The sequence below is a fragment of the Vibrio sp. D431a genome (genome assembly GCF_030248655.1).
GTDB lineage: Bacteria > Pseudomonadota > Gammaproteobacteria > Enterobacterales > Vibrionaceae > Vibrio > Vibrio alginolyticus.
This window is the reverse complement of record NZ_JAHGAP010000001.1, coordinates 367871-393982: the sequence shown is the minus strand read 5'-3', so window position 1 is coordinate 393982 and position 26112 is coordinate 367871. Positions and strand designations below refer to the sequence as shown.

Here is a 26112-nt window from a genome sequence, read left to right as displayed (position 1 = left end):
GCGGATAACCTCAACTATAGCTCTAATGGGGTGAATGTGGTGTTCGCTTCAATCAATAAAGGAGCAAATGTAGAGGTAAATCGGGATATAAACCTAAATTGTTCTGTCATTACCTTATTAGTGCCCTGCACCCTCAACAGCCCACTAAACAAGCCTCATGAACAACGATTCTTCGATAAGCCTATATGTTCAGATGCAATATACATAGCATTGGAAGCCCTCATAAGCTTTCCTAAATCAGGCTTCATTTTCAAATGCTCTCACACAAACTTGGTTATTTTGAGTCGAGAACAAGAAGTCCATCGTAATATTAGGTATCCATATTCACAAAGTACGGAAATAATACCACACCTTTTGTGAAAAAAAGCTTGAATTAAAGGAACGCTGTGGCACAATACCTATCGATAACACAGAACACTATTAGGAATCCCCATGTCTCAGTCAAACTTCGTACGTACAATTACAAACCTTAGAATGCTTCGTTCAGCAACTAGCGAATTAACACTTGAACAACTTGAAGAAGCACTTAAAAAAATTGAGACGGTTGTAAGTGAGCGAAAAGATCAAGAAAAACAAGAGCAAGCTAAGGCTGCCGAAGAAAAAGCTAAGCTTGAAAGCATCATGAGTGTAATTAGCGAAAAGGGAATCAACACGGATAGCCTTGTCGCTCTTCTTAAGGGTGAACAGAAAAAAACAAATACACGAGCACCGCGCCCAGCAAAATACGAATACATTGATGCAAATGGCGACATCAAGAGCTGGACAGGTCAAGGTCGCACCCCATCTGCTATTCAAGAAGAGCTAGACAAGGGTAAGTCACTAGACGACTTCCTTATCAATCAAGGATAACCCTGAGCAGATTTGATGAAAGCACCTCCAACAGAGGTGCTTTTTTTGTAGATGTTTATGTTTATATGTATATTTCAAGAAAAATACATATGAAGAACATTCCAAATGATGTTGTTAACGAATTAAATTTAGAAATCGAAGAAGCAGCAGTTAAGGAACTATTCAATTTCCTGTCGAAGAGATCGAAGATCGGTTCAAGATTTAAGAGCTACAGGCTCTTCCCATTCATACAAGCTAGGTTAAACAATGAAGAAGAATCACTACGATATGACTCTTTTGTTAGAATTTGTTCGATCCTAGAAGACAAAGGTTACTTTCGCCGTGCGTTCTTCCTTGAAAAATCAAAGGATTCATACGTAGAAATAGAGCTAACTGAAGAGCAAGTTGATATGTTAAATAACAAGGTTTCTTTCAATTACCTACACAATAACAACGAATATCTCTCGTGGGAAAGCATAAGCTTGCAATATGTACTAACCAAAAACTTTGACCTGTAACGTGACAGCGTAACGATAGCTGGTAGTTATTTGCTTAAAGCAATATTAGAGTAAGTGCCTCAAAGTAAAATTTATGAAGCACACAACCTCGCATGTTAAAAACAGCGAATCTAATAATATCAGGAAAGCTCTTTAGCTAACTCAGTGAGAACATAACCAAGCTTGTTCTCACCCTTCCACTTGCTTGGGTCTTCAATGTCCGGATGATCCTCACTCATCCCCACACCATAAATTTCATCATAGGGACTGGCTTCCACAAAGGTTAACCCCGAAAAAGAGATCAGCTTTTGAAAAAGATTCGGATTTTGCATGAACTTTGCTCGGTTCGCTACCCTTAAAATACCAATAATTTTAGAATCCCAAACCCTCTTATCGAAACCTTCAACCTTCCTACCCTGCGCCTTTGCCACCTTGGGATTATCTGTCTCCATAATCGCAGATAATGACCCGTCAGGAAGTTTTCCAGACGGCTTTCTGGCAAACCCTACTTGAGGTTGCAACCCTGCTGCCTTTCGCTCTTCGTTAATAATTCGAATTGCATCTTGAGCTGAGACATTGTCATATTGGAACAAGATACTCTTTGAAAACATCATTAGAGCTTCAGCGTTCGGAAACAAAATTCCCTTCACTTCAAATTTGGCCGGATACCACTGACTGAAAACATCACGCTTAGTCCAAAAGAATACAAATTTATCTGTAACTCTCATATTTAAAGCACTTTATCCAAAAGATACGCTTGCAATGCCATTGCACTTTCAGCGTCATTGATAACACCATCTTTTAGCAACTTAAGAACTTCCGTACATGTAAAAGTTCCGTACAGTTCGATAACCTCCCCCTCTTCGAGTGACGCATCAGAGCAAATCTCAACATCATAAGCAAAAACAACATGACCACTGAAATCTGCAAATGCTGGAAGCGGATATACTGTCAACTTGGTTTCTTCGATACGAGAATAGGTAGCCCCAATCTCCTCACACAATTCACGGTCAACTATTGAAGCAGAAGGTTCATTAACTGTGTCAGCCGCCCCCTTAGGCACGCCTACAACAAAAGTATCTGCTGCCACTCTATACTCTTTCGTGAGTAGTATCTTTCCTTCCTTTGTAACTGGAACAATAATCGCACCAGTATTCGTTTTGTTTCGACCAAAGGTAACAAATGCTTTATCACCTGTCTTATCACTCATTACACGCGATACGTGCATGAATTTGTCATTGTAGATGTCGCCTATCTTAGTAACCATTACTTGTACTCTTCTTTAACTTTTTTTATTACCGATGAACTAACTAAGCCTTCAATGCTCTTGTTCTCAGCAACGTTATTTCTAACCAACGTTGAACGAATTGGTAGTCGTTGGATAATTTCGCGAAATCCCCATCTAGAGATAATTTCCTCGTGCTTGTGGAACTTCTGTAAGATCTCTACATTGTCTGATCCACAAATAAACTCGAATGCATCTTCTGGGTATAATTCCGACAATGCACACAAAACGTCATATGTGTAGATCGGTCGATCTCCAACTTTCTGCGCTATGTCCTTTTCAATCTCAAGAAGGTCAATATTCTCTCCTTCCAATTCATTGTTTATTGTTGTTTGAGCAAGTTCTAAACGGAGCTCAAACGGCTTCATGTTCTTTCCGAACGCATGAGAATATGAAGCTACTACAATCACCTTGTCGTAGATCTCAAGAGCTTGACGAAGTGCATCGACATGCCCAAGAGTCATCGGGTTTAATGCTGAACCAAAAACGCCTATTTTCATGACAAAAACGCCTTAATCTCTTCTGCACAGTCAAAGACCATAGCCATCTTCCTCATGTCTTCAATTGCGAAGTTTGTTGTATCAGCTGCGACACCGCGACATGCAGCAAGATTTAGAAAAACTTCAAACCCAGCATCAACTAACTGCTTTACTGTATTATACACACAGTGATCTGTTGCAAGGCCACCGACAATTACTGTCGTCACCCCATTTACTTGAAGAAACTCTTTCAAGCCTGTTGATTTTTGATTCCCAAGGTCATGATACAAAGCACCATATGGGTGAACGTCGCGATCTAAACCTTTACTGACACAAAAGTCGTAATCTATTGGACTTGGCAGTTCGTCTAATAGTTCTGAACCAAACGTTCCAGCCCCACAGTGCATGTTCCACTTAATATCAACATTTCTACCTTCAATAGGTGTAAATTGTTCATCTAGGGTCTTTGCTTCCCAAATCGGAGCTGGTGGATGCCAATCCCTTGTGACTACCTTTATTTGTGAGATTTCTTGATTAGCCAAGAGTTCAGGAACTATGAGTTCACCATCAACTACAACTAACTCCCCAGCCACCTTAGTAAACCCTTTTTGGGGGTCAACATCTACAGATGCAATTGTTCTTTTCATGCTTCACCTTTAATTAGTTAACTTGCTTGTCTAATTAAAAGATAAACCAACAACATCCAATTAGTCAAGTTGCTTTCCTTATTATTTATACAAAAAAATACTCTACCTTAAGGCAGAGTATTTGTAGCATAATATATGAGTTAGTTAACTGCGTTGCTAGCAGACATAATCTCACGAATACAATGTGAAAAATTATTCTCAATCACTCTGTATGCATCAGTTTTTGATGGAGGAAAATTAAATACCCTCCATTCATTCAAGTTAGATCCAAGGTCGACATCGGTTCTCATTGTTGCAACCTCTCTCATTAGTTCGATGAACTCTCTTTCTTGTTCAATGTACTGCACAATCTTTGCTTTCCCACGAACTTTTGTGTTTAGAAGCACTTGTGGGTTATCTAAGATTTCTTTCAAAGAGAATTGCTTCAAGATTTCTTTACTAGCCGCAGGGCCTACACCCTCAATACCAATGATGTTATCAACCTTATCACCCTCTAGAACCAGCATGTCTGTAATTCGTTCAGGTGGCACCCCTTTCAGGTCTATAACCGATTGGTAGTCAATGAATGAATCATCAATGCCGCTAAAAACGGTCACAACATCATCAATTAAAGCAAACATATCCTTATCCCTTGTAGAGATAATTGTCGGGATTGCAGCCTTAGAAGCCTTGTGTGCGACTGTAGCGATAATATCGTCAGCTTCAAAACCCTTTTTCGAAATCACTCTGAGACCCAACATCTCAAACAATCGAATGACCATCTTCCTTTGGATATAAAAGTCTTCTTCTTTAGGTGGGCGCTGACCCTTATACTCGGGATAAATTTCCTTTCGAAAAGTATCCTCGTCATTATCGATTGTTAAAATTAAATGTGAAGGATTTCCATGAACTTCAGCAATTCTTCTACACTCTTTAAGAACCTGATAGATAGTTGACTTTACTGCAAATACAGGAATTCCATTTATGTAACCATCAGATGGAATTTCACCCTTATTCTTCACTCGAAAATAGTTTCGGCTAAAGTTAGAACTTAAATCGAAAACAAAAATTGTTGGATTAACACTAGGTTTAGTCATATTTTTAGAACATTGTATTAAATTTCATTGATGATTATGAAATTTGATAAATTATTTCGGTTTATTAGGGTTGAACTCTACAGCAATAATGCCACACTTTCAAGATTTCAGCCCCACCAGAAGACTAAAAAGCCAAGAATTCTTCTTGGCTTTTTCTGTTATCGATTCTATATTGCACGACTGAAATAGGTCGGCTCCGTTCCTGATATTCTGTAATATTGAGCAGGCTTACCCACGCCCTTCCCACTTACCTTCTCACCAGTTTTATCAATAATCCCTGTCTCTACAAAACGAGTCAAGACGCCAGCTTTTGTAATGCTAATCCCAAGTGTCTTATATGCAGCGATCACTTCCTTAACTGTAAAATCTTTAGGTAGCATATAAAGTGGTGCTGAAGTGTACGAAGATGTTCGTTTAAGTTGAGACCACGCGATATCTGTCAGAATTGCATGATCTGAGATTAGAGGAAACTTACCTTCTGTAACATCACTAACACTAACCCACTTATAGTTTCCTTCCGAATCAAGGTGTTTAGTAGACTCTTGTGATACAGGGCAAGAGTGAATAAAAGTCATTGACCACCCTCGTGGATCGCGGTCTTTTGACCCTTTACGACCGCATGGAATGATGAAGCATGGAATGAAGCCAGCCTTCTCTAGCAAGATTCTATCTGTTGCTTGTTGGTCATCTTCATCTACCTTCTGCCCTTCAAAGAACTCTTCTTCGAAGATAAAACCACCTACAAGTGCATACTCACCAAAGAATGGCTTGTCTTTATCTGTTCTTTTCATAACCAAGACCTCTGGTGAGTTGTTCTCACCAAGTCTAAATAGGGCAAAATCCAATGTAGCAATCATATTCAAATCCTCGTGCCGTTTAGTTAAATACTATAACGCCCCCAACAATTAGTCAAGAAGCTTTACTAATTGAAAAATAATTAGGAAAGCAGCTTGACTAATTTAATGTGGATACTTACATTGTAATTAGACAAGCAAATTGACAAATTAGGTAAACACATGAATACACCAACAAAAAGAATCGCTAAAACAGCATTCAACAAAGTCTTCCGAGACACTGTAATACAATCATTCGCTGACATTGACGCATACAAACTCCACATGGCAGCTGTAGCGTGGGAGAAGTTTCCAAGCACAATAGTAGAGTACAAATTCGTTAACAGAACAAAAGAAGATCTAACACCACACATTGCTGAAATAAAAGACGAAATCATGAAATTGGAGCGATTAAGCTTTACTGACAGTGAGATTCGATTCTTCCACACTAAAGTGCCTTTCTTAAAGGCAGCTTTTGTCGACCAACTACGCACACTACGATTATTCCCAGATCAACAGGTTCGCGTTTTTATCGATGATAAAGGTCGCCTTCAGATCCGAGCAAAAGGCTCGTGGTTCCAAGTAATTTGGTATGAAATCTTTGTTCTTGCGATTATTTCTGAAGTTAGAAATCGCCGTATGTTCCCTAACCTACCGCACATGAAATTCCGTGAAGTATTAATGAATAAGATTTCAAAACTAAAAAGCTCGCTTGCAGAAAAAGGTCTTGAGAATGACTTTAAGTTCATGGAATTTGGCACACGTCGCCGCGCTTCATACCACCTTCAAAACGACGCAATTATGATGCTTAACCGTGAGTTGCCAAACAGCTTCATTGGCACTAGTAATTACCACATGGCTATTGAACAAAACGTCCCTTACCACGGTACGGTTGCCCATGAATACTTCCAAGCATTTCAGGTTCTAAGTCCACTTCCTACTCACCTTAAAACTTCGCTTGAGGTGTGGGATGAAGTTTTCGAAGGAAATCTTGGGATTGCTCTTACTGATTCAATTACAACAGATGCATTCTTAAAAGAATTCAATTATGGTTTAGCAAATCGTTTCGCAGGACTTCGACATGATAGCGGCTGTCCGTTCGAATGGGGCGAGAAGTGTATTGAACACTACAAAAGCCTTGGAATTGACCCAAATACAAAAAAACTAGTGTTCACAGACGGACTTAACTTCGACAAAGCAATTGAAATCCTTGAACACTTTCAAGGCCGAGCTCAGATTGTTTTTGGCATCGGAACATTCCTGTCTAATGACCTTGATGGATACGAAGAAAATGGCATCAAATATTCGCCTCTAAGCATGGTAATGAAACTAGTTCAAGTAAACGGTAATCCAGTGGCTAAAATTTCTGATGAACCAGTTAAGAGCATTTGTGAATGTCCGTTCCATTTAGCCAACTTAATGACTCGTTTTGGCTTGAGCGTGGACATGAACAAAGTGTTCGATATGGTTGAAAATTCATAGGAGGAATTATGAAAACAATTAAACAAGAAATCTTAAAGGAACTTGGCGTAAAGCCCATGGAAAGTTTTAATCCCGAAGAGGAAGTGCGTGGTCGTATCGATTTTCTAAAGACTTACTTGCAATCTAGTAAGCGAAAAGTCTACGTCCTAGGTGTCAGCGGCGGCGTTGATTCAACAGTAGCTGCACGCTTAGCTCAACTTGCAGTAAACGAACTAAAAGATGAAGGCTACCCATGTAAATTTGTTGCCGTTCGCCTTCCTTACGGAATTCAAAAAGATGAAGATGACGCTCAAAGCGCTATCGAATTCATTAACGCCGACGTTGTTTCTGTAGTCAACATAAAGTCTGCTACCGATGAGCTTCAGAACTCATCAAACATCACTGAATTGTTCCCTGCAACTGAAGCGCAATTGGACTTTGCAAAGGGGAACATAAAAGCTCGCGAGCGAATGATTGCTCAATACTATATTGCCAACATTGCTGATGGACTTGTAATAGGCACAGATCATAGCGCTGAAGCTGTGACGGGATTCTATACCATTCACGGCGATGGTGCCTGTGACGTTATGCCCCTTAGCAAACTAAACAAGCGACAAGTACGCAGCATTGCATCTTTCTTAGGGGCTCCGGCTCACCTGTCACAGAAACTAGCAACAGCAGATCTTGAAGACAACCAAGAACACCTACTAGACGAAGACGCGCTAGGTGTTTCATACAATGCAATTGATGACTACCTTGAAGGGAAGGACGTTTCAATCAAAGATGCAGAAGTCATTGAGCATCGATTCAACACTACCCGATTTAAGCGTCGTTTACCTACAAGCTACTGTTCTTAAAAACACTTAATTACCTCAATTTGTCAACCTAAGCAGGGACTAAGCTCCCTGCTTTTTATATTTTTTAAAAACTATTGACTTTCACCCATATCCCGTTAGTATGTGTATTGTAAATTGATAACACTAAATAGGTTTAATCATGCCATCCACACAAACGGAAATTACAGCATTAGCCACAAAAACTAAATTCGTTGGTGGCGATGACTATCTAGATGGTTATGTTGTTAACGTAAAAGTTAAAGACATCATCGAACTTCTAAGAGCTCCAGCTAAAGACAAGTGGTCGGACAATGATGAAATCCAACATGAAGGCCAGAGCTCTAACAAACGCGCCATTGAGCAGCGTCTCGAACTTGCATCTTTTCTAGCGAACAAGTCGTTACCTCTTCTAGAGCCAACTGTTGCACTGTTTAATGAGAATGACGTTAAGTTCACGGAGATTTCTACAATCGAGGGTGATTCTGTTGGTACATTAAGCATCTCTCGCGACACCGATGATCTGGTTGCTATCTCATCTATTCAGCAGCTTTATGCGCTTTACGAACTTAGCCAAAACTACAAAGGCTCTCCTTGTTATGATCAAGTAATGGAGTCAGTTTTAACTCTTACTCTAGTTCAAAACAAATTCGACGAAGCGTCTAATGTCGCCTACAGATATATGAATCGCCAGTTTGCAGAAAACCAGATGCAAGATTTCTTGGTTAGTCCATTAACTGAGATTACAAACTTCATTCTTGAGACAGACATGCTTCGCTCTGAAACTGAAAAGGAATCAGACGGGACAGGTAAGCTCTTGGTAAATACCAAGAGTAACTCGCTTCCTGAGCGGTCGCTTGCCATTACAACTAAGAAGTGTATTGAAGGTATCCATCAATACATGATGGAACAAAACCCTTCTTTATCCATTGATGATCTAAAGCAACTTGCTGATGATCTATGGTTTGAGTTTTCACAACAAAAAGCCATCCAACTGGTTAAGAAGGACAACAAAGAGATCCATAAGTTACGCGAAGACAGTCAGCACTCTCTAGTATTCAAACCTATTGGTCTAACAGCTGTTTTCCGTGCAGCAATTGACCTTGTACAACTCCAAAATGTGAGCACCATTGATGCATTTGAGAGAATCTTCGCTATTAACCTAAACTTGCGCGAAAAATCGGTCTCAAAACACTTCCTCAATTCTAGAGGCCGTGCATTTTCTGGTAAAGATGACATCGAAAAAGCATCTATTGAGCTTTACAACGCCGCTGCTCGTAAGAAGACCGCGCTGTAATTAGCTTTCGCATGTAAAAGCCAATGTGTGCCCAGTTTTTTACTGGGCTCTTTTATTTAAGGGAATTATGTTCTGGCATTATATTGACCGTAAGTGGTGGTTTTTTACCATCCTAAGCATCATTTATCTGTATTTTGAATCAAGCTTTGCAATTAGCCTTCTTGAGGCTGTAAGGAATGACACAATCCACACCTTAGAAGATATGGATAAGGTTGGACGTATTCTATCAGGCGTTGGTGCAGCCATTCTGGTATGTCAAGCCGTTGCTCATAGTAAGCTAGAGAGAAAATGGCGTTACGCATCTCTTCTTAGTCTTATTGCATTTGGCGGTGTGTACAAAGCTCAAGAAGAAGCAGTTTCGCTTCTAGAGTTATACACCCCCTTGTACATCAAAGAGCAGGTATATAACGGATACACCTTCCATAGAGCAGCAACCTCTGGCGCATATGACTTGTATAAAGCTAGATTTAGCGGTGTGGGCGTTCCTAGCTATGTCGAGACTGCTTTCTGGGGAACATACGGATTTCATTCTATGTTTAATCGCGGCACTAGAAATGAAGCAACAGCTCAAAGAATTGCCCACAAAGTATTCCAAAATGATTTCAATGCAAATAGCAACTTCTACTATCAAAAGTATAAAAAAGCCAACCTTGCTGTCAGCCAAGCATTAAATGGTTACTTTGAGATAAAAAAGGAAGTAGAGAAAGAGGTAAACCGTAACGCAAGTGATGCATATGAAAGAGTTCTTTCAGAGTACAAAAACTTACCTAGATACATAAGAAGAACCTCAAATGATGAAGTCATGAGTAAAATCCGTGAACGAGTAAAGGCTGAAGCAGGGTTCTCACTACCTAGAAATTGGAAAATTAACGATAGAATCGGGTTTGTTTACCACTTTATGAAGCACCATAAAGCCACCACCATCCCAAGTGAAACCTCTCGTGTTTACAAAGATAAAACGGGCATTGTTGTTTCTGGAGAAATTGAAAACAAACATGAACTTTTTCGTACTAAAGGTTTTCAAAAAAAACTGGCGAATGATGTCGAGCTATTTTATACATCAGAGGGATTTTTAAGGAACCTTACTAAAGAACAGTTCGTGGATAAGTACCAAATATCAGTCCCTACTAATTTGGCAAAACTGTATAAAAACGGCAAAGAGTCAGAAAAAACGCTAAACATGGTATTCAAGTTGAGTGTGATCCCTCTGCTTGCTATCAGCTTTTCTTTGGTCTTCTTAACACTTAACTTTTGCTCATTAGCGTATAGCTTGTTCTTTGAAATGGTTTACCTTGGAGAGAAGCGGTTCAGTGCAAATGTGGTAAAAGTATCTATTTTTGCGTCGGTTGTTGTTTTACCGATATACATGACAAATGCAATCAATACCGATCCATTCTTCCTTACAAACTTGGAGCTCTTAGAGGATGCGACATCACCTGAATTTGGGCTGTTCTATAGTTGGATTGTTGCGATGTCTATGAACGTTACCTCACTCATCGGCAACATTCATATCAACCTCCTCCATATCTAAATCAAAGGCACCATTTGGTGCCTTTTTAAATTTTGTTCTAATGCATCGTTTTTTTGTATAATTTAATTAAAACAAACGATGTCAAACTCCACTACACCACAACGCTCAATTGACCAGAAAGTTCTGAAGCAACTTGAAGCTCTTGATAGACTCAACTTCATCCTAAAAAAAATGGAAGAAGATGATAGGATTCAAGATGAATTCATGGATCGAGTATTTAAAGACCACAAGAAAAAGCCTGAAGAAATCAATGAAATCGAAGGCATATCGCACATCGTAAACTATGCCCTAAGAGCTGAAAACGATGGTTTTCTTAACGAGTACATCGACAACTCCCCTTCATTAAAAGTTGAATACGAACTACCAGCTTTTATTTCTAACATGCATATGTATGAATCTAAAAAGCTAATGAAGGAACTAGACAGCCCACAGTTTGGAGACTCTATAGCAAACCACTTTGGGGCTGAACCATTCCCAAGAACACTGCCATCAGCTTATTCTCCGGGGTCAATCCGCCAAAATATTGAAAAGATATCATCTTTAGGAAAAACTACCGTTGGTAAAAAGATGCTATCTACAGTTGCACTATGCACAGCGGGAGCACTTGGTTCTCAAATTGGTCAATTTGGATACAGCTTCGCATCTGACGCTATCGAAAGCTCTGATGTTGGTTCTCAGATTCCTAGCATAATGTTAAAAGTTGCGATGGGAGCTGCAACAGGTTCGATAATTACCATGGTTGCTGTACCTTTAGTCGCAAAGATTGCCACAAAAACTGGACTTACCCAGAAAATATCAGAGCGCTTACAATCAGCAACAAGCGGACGCTTTAAGAAGGCTAGTTTTTTATCAAGGGCAATGGAAAAGCACCCTATTGCAACACGAGTTATTGTTTCTGGAGTAATTGGTGGAGCAATTGCGTTCATAACTAACGAGCCAGAAATGATCGGCCACGTAAATAAACTAGTTGATGCGTTTCAACAGATAGCACCAGAACCAATTGATTTTGCAAAGAGTATTATCGAGGACGTAAGTGATTTTGCCTCAACCCATACAAGCTCAATGACAGACTCTGTAAGTAGTGACCTTGGTTTGTCAGGGGACAACCCTCTAGACCTTGACGTGATGGAGTTCGATAGCACAGAGCCACAAACTGAGACTTTTGACAATGTAACATCAGATACGTCTTTATCGGAACCCAGAACTGAGTACCCAGCTAACTCTAATTCACCTTCACAAGATCTAACTGATAAGGTATCACCTACAGAAGCACCTTCATCTGACATGACGCCTTCACACTCAATAGAGGCTATGTTTACTGAGATACATGGGAAAGACCTTACATCAGATGTTAGTAAGCTAATTGATGGCGCAGGTTTTGAATTCGAAAACCCGCAAGACAAAAATCGAATGATAAGGGCTTATATCGAGCAAGTTAAGATCATGAACCCAGAAATGGATGTATCAAGAGTTCAAATTGGTCAGACTTTTGCTGCACCTAAGGTGTCAAGCGTTCAAGACCTTATTGAGATCGTTAATCAGACTGAAAACACGGGCAATCTTGACCATGTGCTAAAAACTGGTATTCCAAGTGACTTTGAGTATCAAACAAACTCAATGCAAGATTATAAATTAGACGACATTTGCAATAACAGCTCACATGAGCCTATTTGCACAGAGACCGGAATCAATCCCGACACAACTTACACAAAAGAAGTGCTTGAAATAGACAAAGGAGACATACGGTCTGAACTATCATCTCTTTACGATGCAGAGAACCACAGAAAACAGTTCGCTATTAGCCAAGTATTAAACTCAATTAACAGCGATACTGGAAAAATGGATCTTGAAAGTATGGGGGCTTTTGGAAAAGACATCGTTGACAAGTTAGGAGAAGAACGCGTCGCTCAGATAATTGCTGAAAACACATCGACATCTCAACTAGAGATACAACCTTTAGTTGAGGCGTTAGGTGATAACTTTAGTGAAGATATAAGGAAAGAACTTCATCAAGCAATAAGCATGACTCACGGAACTGATCTAACTCACTCTGAGAAATCCATGGGAATAAGATCGCTTGCTGACAATATTACCGAAAATGGTGGTGAGTATAATCCTGATGAGCTAAGCATTTCTGCGCAACTCATTGTTGACGCAATTGGTGAAGAGAAGGTTTACTCAATTATCGAAGAGGTCAAACCCGAAGAGGAAGTCTTTATGAACTCATTGAGAAGCGAGCTAAGCCTAGTTGAACAAAACAACTGGAACAAAGCTCCAGACCAAAGCATTCAATCTTCGGAGCCTACAAAACCAAGTCAACGAATGAAAATGTAGCACAATCACTTCATGCCGAATAAAACCTCCAAACCCTCTGGAGGTTTTTTATTTGATTGACAATGAGCACAACAATGGTAGCATTAAAGCTCTATTGAGGTGGTTTAATGAAAAAATACTTATTAATTTTTGGTGTTATCGGTCTTTTTGCCTACAACTCCTTTTTCAAAGGGAACTTGCACTCTAATCCGTCATTTGCAAATCTAGAACGCGGAAGTTACAGTCGCGCTATTCAGATTGTCGGTGGCATCAACCATATCCTTGAATCTCCGCGCAAACTATCAAATCATGATGTTGAAATCTTAACTATCGGGGCGGAAGGTGGTAGTGGCAGCGCACAGTGGGCGCTTGGATATTATTATCTTGCAAATGCGAATGGTGACAAAGCAACACTTAACTCTGCCTTTAACTGGCTAAAAGCATCTGCTAAAAGCGCCTATCCCCTTGGAGTTCAAACTATGGCTTTGGTTCTAAATGGGGCTGATCCATATTCAAAAGGGAAGTTGAAGAATCGTGGGTTTGATTATGTGTATGCAAAAGCAGCAACTGAGTGTTATGACTATAAACCTGACTACATACTGGTTAAGCGAGTTAAAGAAATAGAAAGAACAAGAAGCGCCAAAGAACTTTCTAAGTTTAAGCTACAAGCGGAGAAAGCAAAATCAATGCTCTGTTTCGGTTAGCAGCTAGCAAATAAAAAAGGATGACTAATTGGGTCATCCTTTTTTAATTGATCTATCTCTAAATAGACATTTTTAGTGAAGGGGTTTGTGTTGGCCTAAGATTTTCAGCTACAAAATTAATACGTTCATCAATGGAATCGTTTAGCAACTTAGCAATCTCACTCCCAACCTCTATTTTTTGACCTTCAAAAATCAGATCAGGGTTATCCAAGTTGTTAGCTTCAATCATCATCTTATGAATCTCATTTACAAGCACTGTAGATTCTGATGGGTTACCTGAATCATCTATAAGAACATCAAATCCCGAGACAAGGTCTTGTGTCACTTGCTCCGCTAAAGTCCACATATTGTCACCTGTTTTAACCGTGTACTGAGTAGCAGGATGTTTAACTACCTCATTCTTCAATTTTTCGCTGAAGGATGGTAAATCTACATTCACCCTGTAGTCATCTACCAAGTCAGAATCAATTTGAGTTAGATCTGAGTCAGTAAGATCCGCCGAATAACCTTGAGACAATTCATGTCCGTAAATTACCTCAAAACCACTGCCTAATGAAGAAAGGTCTGACGCTCCAGTCTCAATACTCATAAAGCTAGATCCCAACTTCGTGCTGTAATCAACGAAATTACTATCAACCAAGTCTGCGCCTGTACTAAATGCTATAACAGCGCACATTGCAGCAGCTTTAACACCCTCTTTAACTTTCAGAAGAGCAGCCTTTAATGGTTCAGCCAATGGCAGTGCGTGTCTTTTTGCCACTTTTTCAACGGCTCCAGAGACTTCAGCTGCCATCTCAATAACGCCGCCATTTTTTACAACCTGATTTATTTTGCCACCAACAGGCTTCATAAGTGCTCTATCCATCCCACGAGCAATTGGCACCCAAGCACCGCTAGACAATTTTGAATACCCCAATGCCTCTACTAGAGCTCTCTGTGCACTCGTATTCATCTTGCCTTCGGGCTTCTGTCTTAGTTTCATCAGAGCTCTTGTTAGGGGGGTTACTGCTAGATATGCAGCCTTTTCAATTCTTCTATCATTCGCCTGAGTCTTATTTTTCCACCTAAGAGACTTAAATGATGGGTCTTCTGAAATTACCAAATTCTCTAGGTGTTCGCTCGATATTAATGACTTACACTTCTGATCTAACTCATCCCACCGACCATTTTCTCTTAAGAAGGTTTCTAGCTTATCTCCCTTAAATGCAAAGAAACCAACATAGTCTCCGAAATCTTCAGTTTTAGATTGGGCTTTGAATTTATCGACAAGGCTCTCACTAAACTCCTGAAATAAACCCTTTTCTTTAACCACTTCACGTAGCATCAAGTATTTGTAATTATGCTTGTTTCTTAAATTAACAGACATCGTTTACTTAAAGTTTATTAATTATTGTTTTAAAAAACCATTGATTTCCAAACCTTACTTACCTATACTGCCACGCACTCCATAAATGAAAGTAAAGGGTGGTTCCTTAACATTCAGTATATGGGTATTTTATCGAGATTCGTGGTTGTTTCTCGATTGGTAGAAGTAAAGTACAATTTGGAGAAAACATGAGTGCACTTGTAAAAGCGAGAGTTGGTCTATTAGTCTTATCATTTGTATCTCTCATTCCCATGGGAATGGACTATGCACTAGAGGCAGAAGCATACGAAAATCCAACTGCGGCGGCGCAGTTCGAACCAGAACCTAAGCTTTTCGAAGAGCTTGAGTTTGAGACTCTTTATGCCACAAACCTCTAACCCACACCCGCTCCATTAGGAGCGGGTTTGTTTTTAAAAACACTTGACCGCTACCTATATTTCATTATAATTCCGTTATGAATTAAATTTTAATTACTCGGTAGTAAATAATGACGGAATTAACCTTCTCCGGTGAACAACTAGAAATTATCAGTGAATTTGAGGTCAAACTAGACCTCGACTTAATCAAAAACACGATCATTAACTTCAGCTTCTCAAAGCTAACAAATGAAGATCAATTAGCGTTTTTGAAAATCGCTAACGCATGTTACCGCTCTGGATACCCAATCATGGAAAGTCAGCAATACGATGACTTCAATATGATTTTTGCCCTTAACAACCCCGACCATCCTTACGTAACCTCTGTAGAAGAGGAAGTGATGAATTTGGGTAAAAAAGTTAAGTTGCCACAGAAAATGCTGTCTACTGACAAGGCTTACTCTGAAGATGAAATCAAAAAATGGCTTAAGAAAATTCTTAAAGCTTCAAAATCTTTAGGCTTAAACCCTGACGCAGTTGAAATCCGTGTAACACCAAAGCTTGATGGCTTCGCATCTTATGACGATGCTAAATTACTATATACTCGCGGTGATGGCGCTAAAGGACAGGATATTTCACGCGCATTCGAACGTGGACTCACTATTGCCAAGGATGGTTCAAGAGGTCTGGGCGCGGGTGAAATTGTGACACATCGGGATTACTACGACAAATATCTTAAAGAACACTTTGAAAACACACGTAACATTCAGTCTGCGGTAATTGCACCTAAAAACATCAATCCTTTAGTGCAAAAGGCTATTGATGATAAAGCCTGTGTTTTCTATCCATTTGCTTTGCTTGACAGTTGGACTGGTTTACATACAGAGCTAATGGCGAACTTCCGTAAAATCGTCGATGAGATTTGGAATAGCGTTCCTTACGACGTTGACGGGGTTATTCTGGAGGCAACATCTCCAGAAATTAAAGAGAAACTGGGTGCAACTCGAAAGTTCCATCGTTGGCAAATCGCATTCAAAATCAATGAAGATGCTGAGCACGTTGAATCGCTAGCGGTTACCCCGCAGTGTGCGCGTACAGGACGTATTACACCCGTAGTCGAGCTTGTCCCAACTAAAATTAGTGGAGCAACCCTAACACGAGCAACAGCTCATCATTACAAAAATGTGTTAGAAAATGGAATCGGCAAAGGTGCTATTCTTGAGGTTGTACGAAGTGGACTTGTGATCCCTACCATTAACAGCGTAATTTCATCGGTAGACCCTGAAATCCCAACAGAATGCCCTAGCTGCTCTTCCACGCTAGCTTGGGATGAGGACAGCCTGTACTGTCTAAACAAGATGTCCTGCCCAGCGCAGATTGAGAATACACTACTGCACTTCTTTAAGACCCTCAATAATAACGAGGGCTTCGGAGATAAAACTGTACAAAAACTGGTTCAGAATGGTGTTAATACCATTTCAAAAGTGTATGCCCTTACACAAACTGACTTCATGAGCTTTGGGTTTGGTGAAAAAGTATCCAAAAACCTTGAGGACGCTTTGCACACTAGTCGCTCCACTCAGATTGAAGACTGGCGGTTCTTAGCTGCATTTGGCGTGTCTCGCTTAGGGCTTGGCAACAGTGAGAAGCTTATGAAAGTGTTCTCTCTTGAAGAAGTTTTCAATCTATCACTTGAGAAGATGGTAGAGCTTGACGGTTTTGGAGAAAAGGGCTCACCTGTCATCATTGGAAGCCTAAACCGTGTAAAAGATGAGTTCTTTAATGTGCACAAATTAGGCTTCTCCCTTTCTACGACACCAAAAGGTGTCGCGACTATGCAATCTAGCCCTATCGCAGGCAAAACGATTGTGTTTACGGGAACGATGTTGCACGACAAGCGATCTAACATGGAAAAGGAAGCCAAGAGCCTTGGTGCAAAAGTAAGTAAATCAGTGTCCAGCAAGACCGACCTTCTTGTTGCTGGCAATAATGTCGGTGCAAACAAAACAAATAGCGCTAAGGAAAATGGAGTAAAAATCATCAGTGAAGATGAGTATTTGAACTTGGTTAGGTCGGATTTGAATCAACTAAGTGACTGAATAAAGACATTTTGATATTGATGGAGTAACATCTCCATCATTTTTTATACCTAAAGTAGAGGCTAATACATTGATCAAATTAACCAATAAACAGTCTTGGGTAGGCTTTGCTACAATCTGCTCATTGTTTCTTTGTTGGAAACTAATGTTTGTCCCTTACTCTGGTGTGTCTTTCTCAATGAGCATGACACCAACCATTAAAGTTGGTGATTTTGGCCTCATCAACCAGTTTGCCTATGGTGAAGAACCTCAAGAAATCATTCAAAACCTCCGCCGTGGAGATATCATATCCTTTAACCACACAACTGATGGTCAGGAGCATGGAGTAGCAAAACGCCTTATTGGATTGCCAAGAGATCACATTGAAATGAAACAAGGCATCTTGTACTTAAACGGCGTCAAGCTAACTCAGGGTATTGTGGACACTCAAGACAACATGATGGTTTTGAAAGAAAAAATAGCCGACGTCAGCTATTACGTTCAATACAACATGTTATTGAAAGATGGTAATTCTAACGATTTGAGAAACGGAGAGTGGGTTGTTCCAGAGGGAAAGGTGTTCGTTGTTGGCGACAACAGAGATCATAGTATGGATTCCCGCTCTCTGAGGTTTGGTTACGCAGACCTTTCAAAAGTAAAAGGGAAATTCGAAACAATAATGTGGAACACCAATGAACTAAGCTCACTAAGACTTAACCGCGTTGGCTGCCCTCTTTATGAAACAACGGATTACTTACCTAGTGATGTGTCTTGTGTTGGCAGGAATGGTTATCGCTCCATTTTTGGTGCCCTTATTAAAGTGCTTTCAGACGGTATTTAGCTAGAAAAAATGGAGCCAATATGAGGCTCCATTTATATATCAAAGCTCTTCCTTTGTATGCTCTCTAGACCACCTCCATCTGAGGTTAGCTGCAACGTCGTAGGAGTCGGCAAACAGATACAACCTACCATTGTCACCCTGCATAACAGTTAGATTGTTATCATTAAACACAAAAGACATCGGAGACAGATTTAATGAACTTCCACTGTTAAACACAATTCTCATCTTCTTGGTAATGACCTCATCTCTGAAATCCTTATCAGCACAGTCAAACCTAGCTTCGAATTTTAAAGTCTTTGGTTTTGTGTCGTGATGATCATCCCACGACAACCCATTACCTTGAGATTGCTGATATAAGCAAGTTTCTAACGGGTATACACCTTGAACTTCTTCAACGAATGTTTGCCCAAAAGACATTTTGTAATGCACAGGATACCCCTGCCCTCCTTCTGACGGATTTAAAGCTACAAGATGGTATGTTTTTCCCGAAGCCCAACTTTTATCTACATCTAGCCTCTCAGAGTCCAGCTTGGCTTTATGTGTTAACCAAACTTTTGCTGTCGACATACTACCCATTCCGTGAGTCGGAACAACAGTATCACTAAACATAAGATCAGAAGTCGAGTAAAAGAATCTTTCAACCATATCCTTGCCAAAGACCAAATTACCATCTTTATCAACAGAGTATGAATCGACACTAACTGAGCTGTCGGTGATCTTTTCTATTTCTACTAAATCCTCAGAAAATGTCATTCGGTTAGTGTGCTTCAACTTTTGCTCATCATGCACAACCCATCCTTCTCGCTCCGCTTTTAGTCGTTCAGCCAGATTGATGGCTAATTCTTGATAACCGATCACAGAAACTTCGTCATTAACCCACTTAACGGTAAACTCGATCTTTTTAAGTTCATCCTCGTTAAATTTGTATGACTCCTGAACCAAAGCATCGATTAATTTTCTGTACTTTTGAGGATTCTTCTCACTATTGGTGACCTTTGCAGGCAACTCCCTTACCAAACTGCGGCCTAATGCTTGAGCTCGTATCGCGTTATAATCGCCCTCACTAGCACGTTTTACGTAATCTGAATTTAAAAGTTCCTCACTTAATCCTGAGATCGTCGCGACCTCTTTCAAACTTCCATTCAACAAAAAAGCTAAGGTTGAGAAAGGCGACGCAACATCACCACCAGCCTCTGTGATTAATTGATATTTATGTTTAGCGTAACCAACCTGCCCTTTATCTATAACAAATTCAGGCTCTACATCAACAAGCAAGTATGGTCTTAAGTCCTTTTTATCAAAAGCGACAAAACCCTCTACAGTAACCTTGCTTCTTTCACCATCAACGTCGTGACAGTTTACCCCTTCGTCACCGGACTTCTTGATATCTTCTTTAGAAACCAGACATGCTCTTGCGCCATGTAGATAGCCATTAATCGCCGTATACACTTTCATGCTGTCTGGCAGATCACTTGGCTCGCCGCCACCGCAACCAACAACAAGTAAGCCTAAAGGGATTGGAATAAATTTCGATAATCTCATTCTTTTTATTTAATTATGAATTATTTGAGATATTTCTTTTAGTCTGAAGGCATGAAAAATATAGTTCTATTTCATATATTTAATAGAAAGTAATGGATAGATTTGATGTCAGATTGGCAAATGCCCTAAACCTCGCAACTCCAAATAAGAAGATTGAGGATAACAAATCAAAACAACCCACTAGTGGATTACTAAAGACTCTTGAAGAGTTAAAACAATTAAGGGAACAAGAAGCGAACAAAGGCGAAGAGGTAACGGTAACATCTAAACAAGAAAGTTTGGTGAGCAAAAGTAGTATCGTTCACCCACCAGTAAGAATGATTGAATCCGAAATCAAATCTTCAATTGAACCTAAAAAATCAAGTTCTATTCGATTTCGGTGTTAAGGTCTATTTCCTTGTCTTTAAATTTAATGATCCTAATTCCGTTTCTTTTTGCAGAAGAATAAACAAGATAAAGGTCACTTTGCTGAACTCCACCTAAATCTTTTACAGAAAAGCAGCATTCAACCACAGAGACCTTACAAGCACAGCATGAAGCTACATCTTTCAGCGAGGTAAAACTAGACGCGAAAAATTTTCTTCTCTGTGCTTTATCCGATCTCAACTCTTTTATGTGTATTGATAGTTCTTTTCCAGAATCGGCAACAAGCGCATGTACTCTTTTCAATTCTTGCTCAACTAGGTAAAGCCGTTCATCTTTAGTAAGGTCGTTGCTGCGACCTAAAAGAATCCTCGATGCAGCAACAAAGATAACCGCGACCATCGCCATACGAGTCATGAACCAAACCAAAACAACTATAAACTTCCCTTGTGGCGTAACTGGTACAATATCTCCGTACCCGATAGTTGCGATCGTTACAGAAGCAAGATAGATAGCATCCCACATCGTTTTTATTTGCGACTCTGAATGAGCGACCTCATAATGATACAGAGGTATGACAAGCAAGAAGCAAATCACATGTGCGACTGCAACTATCTTTAGCTTAAATTTAATGTCTTTAAGGTATCTTTTGTCTCTAGCAGTAACTCGTTGCATTATCCCTATTTTATAGATTCAAGTAGATTGAATGTTTTGAACTTTGTGTACTTGTGAATAAGATCAGAAGGTAATACATCTGTACATACCCCCCAAACCTGCCCATTTGAAACTGCCACTGAATTGGTAACACCATCAGAATCCAACTGCTCTATCAATGCACTGAATTTTGTTGGCTTTTTAGTACCAACGACCGTTTTCCCGAACGCGCTAGTCAACCAAATATATAGAGGACTGGATTTTAGGATTTTTAACTCCCCAGTTTCGTAGTCGTAATCACCAAACACAAAGCTAGCACTCAAGTAAGCCATCGTTGTAATGACATCATGTTCATCGAACTCGGCTTCAGCCACAGCTTTTCTATTGATGAAGAAGGCTTGTTTGTAAGGTATAGAGCCAACGTTAAACCTCAAACGCTCACCCTCATCCACTCGCGTGCCTAATTTTGTTGTTGAAACACTGCATGTTTTGGTTGGTTCACCAAATACTGTTCGCCCAGAGTCAACAATACAGCTGACCACCTCATCTTCTTCAGGCAAGAAATCAGCAGGACAAAAAACCAACTTAGGGATAGTGAACCCTTTGCTATTGAGCTCTTTGTTTAAAACATCAGTAGCCTTAAGTAACACGTAGTCATCAGAACTCTCAACTACCTGACAACGATCTAAGTAAGCTTTTGTATATGCATGAGCGGCTTGAGCTATAACCTTCCCTAACCCCATACCAATATCGTTAGCAACATAGATACTGACTTGAGTTGCGCTACATTCACTGGAATTCATTAATTATCTCCAAAGTTTTCTTTTCAAAAGTTTTAACATTTGACCTAATAAAAGTTCAAGCAAATAAACACCAAAAAGCCCCCACGAAGTGGAGGCTTGATTGGTATCCGATAATCTATCTACATTGCAGATTTTAAAATAGATACTAACTCTTCATGCGTTGCTTTAATCGGATTTGTAAAGCCGCAAGCATCTTTCAAGGCGTTATCAGCTAGCTTATCTAGATGTTCGAACCTCACACCCAACTCTGACAGTCCTGAAGGGATATTCACATCTTTAGCTAGAGAAACCATCTCTTCTATGGCTTTCTTTGCCGCTTCATCTTGAGACATGTTGCTCACATCAATACCAAATTCACGAGCCACAATGGCTAATTTACCAGCAGCAACCTTGGAGTTAAATCTTTGGACGTGAGGTAGCAGAACGGCATTACAAACACCGTGAGGTAAATCAAGAAGCCCACCCAGCTGATGTGCAAGAGCATGGACATAACCTAGTGAAGCCGAGTTAAATGCCATACCCGCAAGCAATTGGGCATTTGCCATACCATCACGCGCTACCATGTCGTCACCATCCTTAACTGCGCTTCTTAAGTGTGTGGAGATTAGATGAATAGCCTTTTCAGCACATGCATCCGTAACATGCGTGGAGGCGGTGCTCACTAATGCTTCAACTGCGTGTGTCAGTGCATCAAGCCCCGTCGCGGCAGTTAAAGAATTTGGCATCTTCTTCATAAGGAATGGGTCATTTACACTCATCGTAGGTGTAACATTTACATCAACAATAGCCATTTTAATATGCCTTTCAGGATCAGTTACGATACAGAAACGAGTTATCTCACTAGCAGTTCCTGCTGTAGTATTAATAGCTATCAGTGGTAGTTGTGGGTATTTTGAGCGGTTAACCCCTTCGTAATCATGTATTGTGCCGCCGTTCGTAGCAAGTAGGCAACTTGCCTTTGCAGCATCGTGAGGCGAACCCCCTCCTAGACTAATAACAGCATCACATTCATATTTCTTAATCAAAGCCAGCCCCTCTTCTGCATTCTCTACAGTCGGGTTAGGTTGAACACCTGAATAAACAAAGGTCTCAATCCCTTTGTTGCTCAGCAAACTTTTAACTAAGTCTGCAAAACCAAGAGAGACTATGGGCTTATCGGTGATTATTAGTATTTTCTTAAATCCTAGTGAGCTGATTTGTTCTATGGATTCCTCTAGAGCATTCTCACCGATGATGTTAGTTGTAGGTAGATAGAAAGTTGATGACATTAATGGTCTCCTTGTTTGTTTTTTCTTATAAAAATATTACAAATGCAGAGTTTTCATTTCAGTTCAAAATGACACAAATTTGCCCACGATCATTATTGTGGCACCTAAATTCCGCGCAAAGTTTTATTGCACAACTTTTAGTTGTAAAATTGAATAAGCGCTCCGCCAAAGCGTAGATAAAACAATCAATTACATTTACATAGAGAGACTTTTAAGATTCACCGCGAAGAATCTTATATGACACTTTGAACTCTGATGTAGTCTGCTTTCTTTCATTATCGTCACTAATATATTTACCAAACTTGTCATCAGAAAGTTTGTTTAATTTGTATGTTCCGATCAGACCCTCTTTCTTATCTGCCTTGAATGAAAAGTTCATAGATATCGTCTCCAAAAATGGCAATTCTACACCCCCCTCTCCCTTATGAACTCCCATGGTATCAACTAGTCTTATGTCAACTAGAATCATGTTGTTATCGAAGAGGGTAGCCTCTAAATCAATACTGTTATCTATGGTTCTTTCATATTTTGGTAAATACACTGGTTCATCGAGCAATGGATTGACCGACTTAGGATGTACAATTTCCACCGATTTTAATTTGGTTGATTGTTCCGAACTAGAAAAACTTACTGGGATGTTCAGAGGCATAGAAAGAGTGACAGTTTCTACGTAACCACCGTCTTTTTCGATAATAAATTGAACGTCATCTTGCAGTGTTATCAAAGACTGTTCCTCGACCGATGCCATTGTTGGAGTTGCTATAGCTAACGCTAGTGGTAGTGCTAATTTAGAAATATTCATCTTCTTTTTTTTGAAAGAGGTTAAGCATTAGCCAGCACTTTTACAAACAAAATTGCATTCTTAACGAAGTATTTGTAGCTCTATAGGTAAATCACATTCTGGGAAAAACAATGATTGAGCAAAGATTGCAAGAAATCGAAACAAAGGCCATAAATGAAATAAAGCGAGTAATTCGCAACATGACACTCGAATTAGAGAGTTTAATTAATACACCTAACAAAAGCAGCCTAACTCTAGAGGATTCAATGCAATCCACTAACAAAGAAGAACCTTTTAAGCAGGCAATCACCCCAACAATTGACCAGCAAAGAGCTATCAACCTTTCTAAATCTGGCAAAGACTTAATAGTTGAGGCTTATTCCGGCTCTGGAAAAACAACCTTGCTTGAAGCTATCTCTAGAGAGTCTTTAGATGGCAAACGGGTACTGTATCTGTCGTTCAACAAAGCCATAGCAAAAGAGGCTCAATCCAAATTTCCACGCCACGTTTCTTGCTTAACTACACACTCATTAGCTTATCGTGAGTTGATTAAAAATGACCAGCTGAGACAAGATAGAATAGCTGGTGGACTATACCCATTCCAACTTGTTCAGCTTGAAGATATCAAGGAAGGAGTTGGTCAACTAACAAATTTAGGTTTGGCAGCCTATGTAATTGATATTCTGAAGAATTATTGCCAGAGCGATTGCATAAAAATAAGCAAGAAACACCGAAAGTCACCTTTAATTTCATCACTTTCTGATAAATCCAAGGTAGAAACTTTCAATGCCGCTGTCGAGATTGCAAAGAGTGTATGGAAGAAAGTCAACGACCCTGAATGTGATTTTCCAATTACACATGATTTCTATCTAAAGATGTGGACACTAACCAAACCCACTTTAGACTACGACACAATTTTGGTTGATGAGGCTCAAGATAGTAATTCAGCAATAATCGGTGTTTTAAACCGACAAAAGGCTCAGTTGATATGGGTCGGCGACAAGTTCCAATCAATTTATAGCTGGCGTGGAGCTGTCAATGCGTTATCACAGGTTAGTAGCAGTCACAGCGCCACAATTCCTGAAAGCTTTAGGTATGGGACGCAGCTTGCTAATTTAGCATCCTCAATCTTAAGCATCGGATACAAAACACCAATCAAAATTTCTGGCAATACCAATGTGGACACAAAGATTGAGCACATAGAAACTCCTAGAGCTATCATTAGCAGAACGAATTCTGCTTTAATAACATCTCTCATAGCACATAATCGATCGTACCCGAAACATCACATATATGTTGAAGGTGGCGTAAAACCACTCCTGAAGCTCGTAAACGGCATTTCTAACCTCCAAGAAGGAAAACGCACCCTCGTACCAGAACTAGCTGTATTTGAAAGTTGGAGCGAGGCTGTAGAACACTCTAAAACACCAGAAGGTAGATCATTAAAAGGAATAGTAAACCTCGGTAATCAGTTCGACTGTTCAAAAACATTAGAGCTCCTAAAATCTAGAGTGATAACCGAAAGCGCATTTAATGCTGATATTGTCTTTACCACTGCCCACAAAGCAAAAGGCAAAGAATACGAGACCGTAGCATTAAACAATGATTTTTCATTAATTGGTGAAAAAACTCATCACGAAGAAGTAAATTTGCTCTATGTAGCTGTGACAAGGGCGATTTATGGTCTTGATATTACACAGTGTCAAGCTGCCCAAATTGAATGCTTGGCAGCTTGAACGATTTCAAACGGCTTACCGAATTAAGTGTAAGCCATTATTTTCACGCCACCACCTTCAGATACAACTACCTTATCAGTGTTCACATATTTCAGTTCAAAGTTTCGAATAAGAGACTCGGTTGCATCTATATAATCAAAGAGGATTTGCCTCTCAATTTTCGGCATTCTCTTTGGTACAGAAATCCTCAGTTGCCTTACGCTATATAGATTCACGACTCTGTTTACGAGCCTATCAAGCCCAGTAAGCAATGATTCTATAAATTGCTTCGTGCTAAACTCTTCATTCATTAGTGTTATTTCATGTCCTTCTCCCGAAGACTCGACGTTTACAGTCAGATCTCTGAATGCATATTCGAGAGGGATTCTTGGGGACTTACAGTCTTTTAGTATCAGTTCCGACATTGACTCAACAGCCTTTGCCAAAACCCTCCCATGACTATTTATATCCGACGATGGCAAAAATTCTACTAAGCCATCTAAAGTTTGAGTTGAGTTGTACATCATCTTGTTTTGTTTTATATGCGAAAGTTTAATTCAA

Annotated in this window: 26 protein-coding genes; 13 read left to right on the top strand and 13 right to left on the bottom strand. The window is 39.8% G+C overall.

The annotated features are described in order from the left end of the window. The first annotated feature begins 432 nt into the window (after positions 1 to 432). Entirely contained in the window at positions 433 to 849 is a 417-nt protein-coding gene (locus KJB35_RS02150) for an H-NS family nucleoid-associated regulatory protein (protein WP_285469225.1), read from the top strand. Positions 850 to 938: 89 nt separating this feature from the next. Next, a complete protein-coding gene (locus KJB35_RS02145) occupies positions 939 to 1346 on the top strand; it encodes a hypothetical protein (protein WP_285469224.1) in 408 nt (135 codons plus the stop codon). A gap of 119 nt (positions 1347 to 1465) precedes the next feature. Here KJB35_RS02145 and KJB35_RS02140 read toward each other — a convergent pair whose 3' ends face one another. From KJB35_RS02140 to KJB35_RS02115, 6 genes are all read right to left on the bottom strand, one after another. Further along, entirely contained in the window at positions 1466 to 2053 is a 588-nt protein-coding gene (locus KJB35_RS02140) for an NADAR family protein (protein WP_285469223.1), read from the bottom strand. 2 nt (positions 2054 to 2055) lie between these two features. Then, positions 2056 to 2592 carry an NUDIX hydrolase gene (locus tag KJB35_RS02135; protein ID WP_285469222.1) on the bottom strand — a complete coding sequence of 179 codons (537 nt, stop codon included), beginning with the start codon at positions 2590 to 2592 and terminating at the stop codon, positions 2056 to 2058. After that, on the bottom strand, positions 2592 to 3110 hold the full coding sequence (locus KJB35_RS02130; RefSeq protein WP_285469221.1) for a nicotinate-nicotinamide nucleotide adenylyltransferase: 519 nt from the start codon (positions 3108 to 3110) through the stop codon (positions 2592 to 2594). The genes KJB35_RS02135 and KJB35_RS02130 overlap by 1 nt, the downstream gene beginning before the upstream one ends. Next, complete coding sequence (locus KJB35_RS02125; RefSeq protein WP_285469220.1) at positions 3107 to 3736, bottom strand: isochorismatase family protein; 630 nt, start codon at positions 3734 to 3736, stop codon at positions 3107 to 3109. The genes KJB35_RS02130 and KJB35_RS02125 overlap by 4 nt, the downstream gene beginning before the upstream one ends. Before the next feature lie 140 nt (positions 3737 to 3876). Next, positions 3877 to 4812 (bottom strand): 5'-3' exonuclease H3TH domain-containing protein, encoded by a 936-nt coding sequence (locus tag KJB35_RS02120; RefSeq protein ID WP_285469219.1) that lies wholly within the window; start codon positions 4810 to 4812, stop codon positions 3877 to 3879. A gap of 167 nt (positions 4813 to 4979) precedes the next feature. Then, the gene (locus KJB35_RS02115; RefSeq protein ID WP_285469218.1) at positions 4980 to 5669 is read right to left on the bottom strand and encodes a hypothetical protein; all 690 of its coding nucleotides are present in this window, start codon (positions 5667 to 5669) and stop codon (positions 4980 to 4982) included. A gap of 159 nt (positions 5670 to 5828) precedes the next feature. On the opposite strand from KJB35_RS02115, the gene pncB reads away from it, so the two are divergent. From pncB to KJB35_RS02085, 6 genes are all read left to right on the top strand, one after another. Continuing rightward, positions 5829 to 7127 (top strand): nicotinate phosphoribosyltransferase, encoded by a 1299-nt coding sequence (gene pncB / locus KJB35_RS02110; RefSeq protein WP_285469217.1) that lies wholly within the window; start codon positions 5829 to 5831, stop codon positions 7125 to 7127. 17 nt (positions 7128 to 7144) lie between these two features. Then, complete coding sequence (gene nadE / locus KJB35_RS02105; protein ID WP_285469247.1) at positions 7145 to 7963, top strand: ammonia-dependent NAD(+) synthetase; 819 nt, start codon at positions 7145 to 7147, stop codon at positions 7961 to 7963. Positions 7964 to 8102: 139 nt separating this feature from the next. Continuing rightward, positions 8103 to 9236: a hypothetical protein gene (locus tag KJB35_RS02100; protein ID WP_285469216.1), complete on the top strand. Its 1134-nt coding sequence runs from the start codon at positions 8103 to 8105 to the stop codon at positions 9234 to 9236. Between the two features lie 67 nt (positions 9237 to 9303). Continuing rightward, positions 9304 to 10767, top strand: a complete 1464-nt coding sequence (locus KJB35_RS02095) for a hypothetical protein (protein WP_285469215.1) — start codon at positions 9304 to 9306, stop codon at positions 10765 to 10767. Positions 10768 to 10845: 78 nt separating this feature from the next. Beyond that, on the top strand, positions 10846 to 13101 hold the full coding sequence (locus KJB35_RS02090; RefSeq protein ID WP_285469214.1) for a hypothetical protein: 2256 nt from the start codon (positions 10846 to 10848) through the stop codon (positions 13099 to 13101). A 107-nt stretch (positions 13102 to 13208) separates the two neighbouring features. Further along, entirely contained in the window at positions 13209 to 13784 is a 576-nt protein-coding gene (locus KJB35_RS02085) for a hypothetical protein (RefSeq protein WP_285469213.1), read from the top strand. A gap of 58 nt (positions 13785 to 13842) precedes the next feature. On the opposite strand, the gene KJB35_RS02080 is transcribed toward KJB35_RS02085, so the two are convergent. Next, positions 13843 to 15150, bottom strand: a complete 1308-nt coding sequence (locus KJB35_RS02080) for a LysM peptidoglycan-binding domain-containing protein (RefSeq protein ID WP_285469212.1) — start codon at positions 15148 to 15150, stop codon at positions 13843 to 13845. A 188-nt stretch (positions 15151 to 15338) separates the two neighbouring features. Here KJB35_RS02080 and KJB35_RS02075 point away from each other — a divergent pair, with 188 nt between their 5' ends. The 3 genes from KJB35_RS02075 (at position 15339) to lepB (ending at position 18425) form a co-directional block, all read left to right on the top strand. Then, positions 15339 to 15527 carry a hypothetical protein gene (locus tag KJB35_RS02075; protein WP_285469211.1) on the top strand — a complete coding sequence of 63 codons (189 nt, stop codon included), beginning with the start codon at positions 15339 to 15341 and terminating at the stop codon, positions 15525 to 15527. A 110-nt stretch (positions 15528 to 15637) separates the two neighbouring features. Further along, positions 15638 to 17605, top strand: coding sequence for a BRCT domain-containing protein (locus KJB35_RS02070; protein WP_285469210.1), 1968 nt, complete (start codon positions 15638 to 15640; stop codon positions 17603 to 17605). Between the two features lie 70 nt (positions 17606 to 17675). Then, on the top strand, positions 17676 to 18425 hold the full coding sequence (gene lepB / locus KJB35_RS02065; RefSeq protein WP_285469209.1) for a signal peptidase I: 750 nt from the start codon (positions 17676 to 17678) through the stop codon (positions 18423 to 18425). Between the two features lie 39 nt (positions 18426 to 18464). Here the strand turns inward: lepB and KJB35_RS02060 are convergent, their stop codons facing one another. Then, positions 18465 to 19967 (bottom strand): hypothetical protein, encoded by a 1503-nt coding sequence (locus KJB35_RS02060; RefSeq protein ID WP_285469208.1) that lies wholly within the window; start codon positions 19965 to 19967, stop codon positions 18465 to 18467. Positions 19968 to 20059: 92 nt separating this feature from the next. Here KJB35_RS02060 and KJB35_RS02055 point away from each other — a divergent pair, with 92 nt between their 5' ends. Further along, the gene (locus KJB35_RS02055) at positions 20060 to 20353 is read left to right on the top strand and encodes a hypothetical protein (protein ID WP_285469207.1); all 294 of its coding nucleotides are present in this window, start codon (positions 20060 to 20062) and stop codon (positions 20351 to 20353) included. On the opposite strand, the gene KJB35_RS02050 is transcribed toward KJB35_RS02055, so the two are convergent. From KJB35_RS02050 to KJB35_RS02035, 4 genes are all read right to left on the bottom strand, one after another. Next, complete coding sequence (locus KJB35_RS02050; protein ID WP_285469206.1) at positions 20334 to 21005, bottom strand: potassium channel family protein; 672 nt, start codon at positions 21003 to 21005, stop codon at positions 20334 to 20336. The genes KJB35_RS02055 and KJB35_RS02050 overlap by 20 nt on opposite strands. A 5-nt stretch (positions 21006 to 21010) precedes the next feature. Next, positions 21011 to 21787, bottom strand: coding sequence for a peptidyl-tRNA hydrolase (locus KJB35_RS02045; RefSeq protein WP_285469205.1), 777 nt, complete (start codon positions 21785 to 21787; stop codon positions 21011 to 21013). Positions 21788 to 21906: 119 nt separating this feature from the next. After that, entirely contained in the window at positions 21907 to 23055 is a 1149-nt protein-coding gene (locus KJB35_RS02040) for an iron-containing alcohol dehydrogenase (protein WP_285469204.1), read from the bottom strand. Between the two features lie 211 nt (positions 23056 to 23266). Continuing rightward, positions 23267 to 23857 (bottom strand): hypothetical protein, encoded by a 591-nt coding sequence (locus KJB35_RS02035; RefSeq protein ID WP_285469203.1) that lies wholly within the window; start codon positions 23855 to 23857, stop codon positions 23267 to 23269. A 110-nt stretch (positions 23858 to 23967) separates the two neighbouring features. Here KJB35_RS02035 and KJB35_RS02030 point away from each other — a divergent pair, with 110 nt between their 5' ends. Beyond that, on the top strand, positions 23968 to 25572 hold the full coding sequence (locus KJB35_RS02030) for a UvrD-helicase domain-containing protein (RefSeq protein WP_285469202.1): 1605 nt from the start codon (positions 23968 to 23970) through the stop codon (positions 25570 to 25572). Between the two features lie 23 nt (positions 25573 to 25595). On the opposite strand, the gene KJB35_RS02025 is transcribed toward KJB35_RS02030, so the two are convergent. Continuing rightward, entirely contained in the window at positions 25596 to 26078 is a 483-nt protein-coding gene (locus KJB35_RS02025; RefSeq protein ID WP_285469201.1) for a hypothetical protein, read from the bottom strand. Between the last annotated feature and the right edge of the window lie 34 nt (positions 26079 to 26112).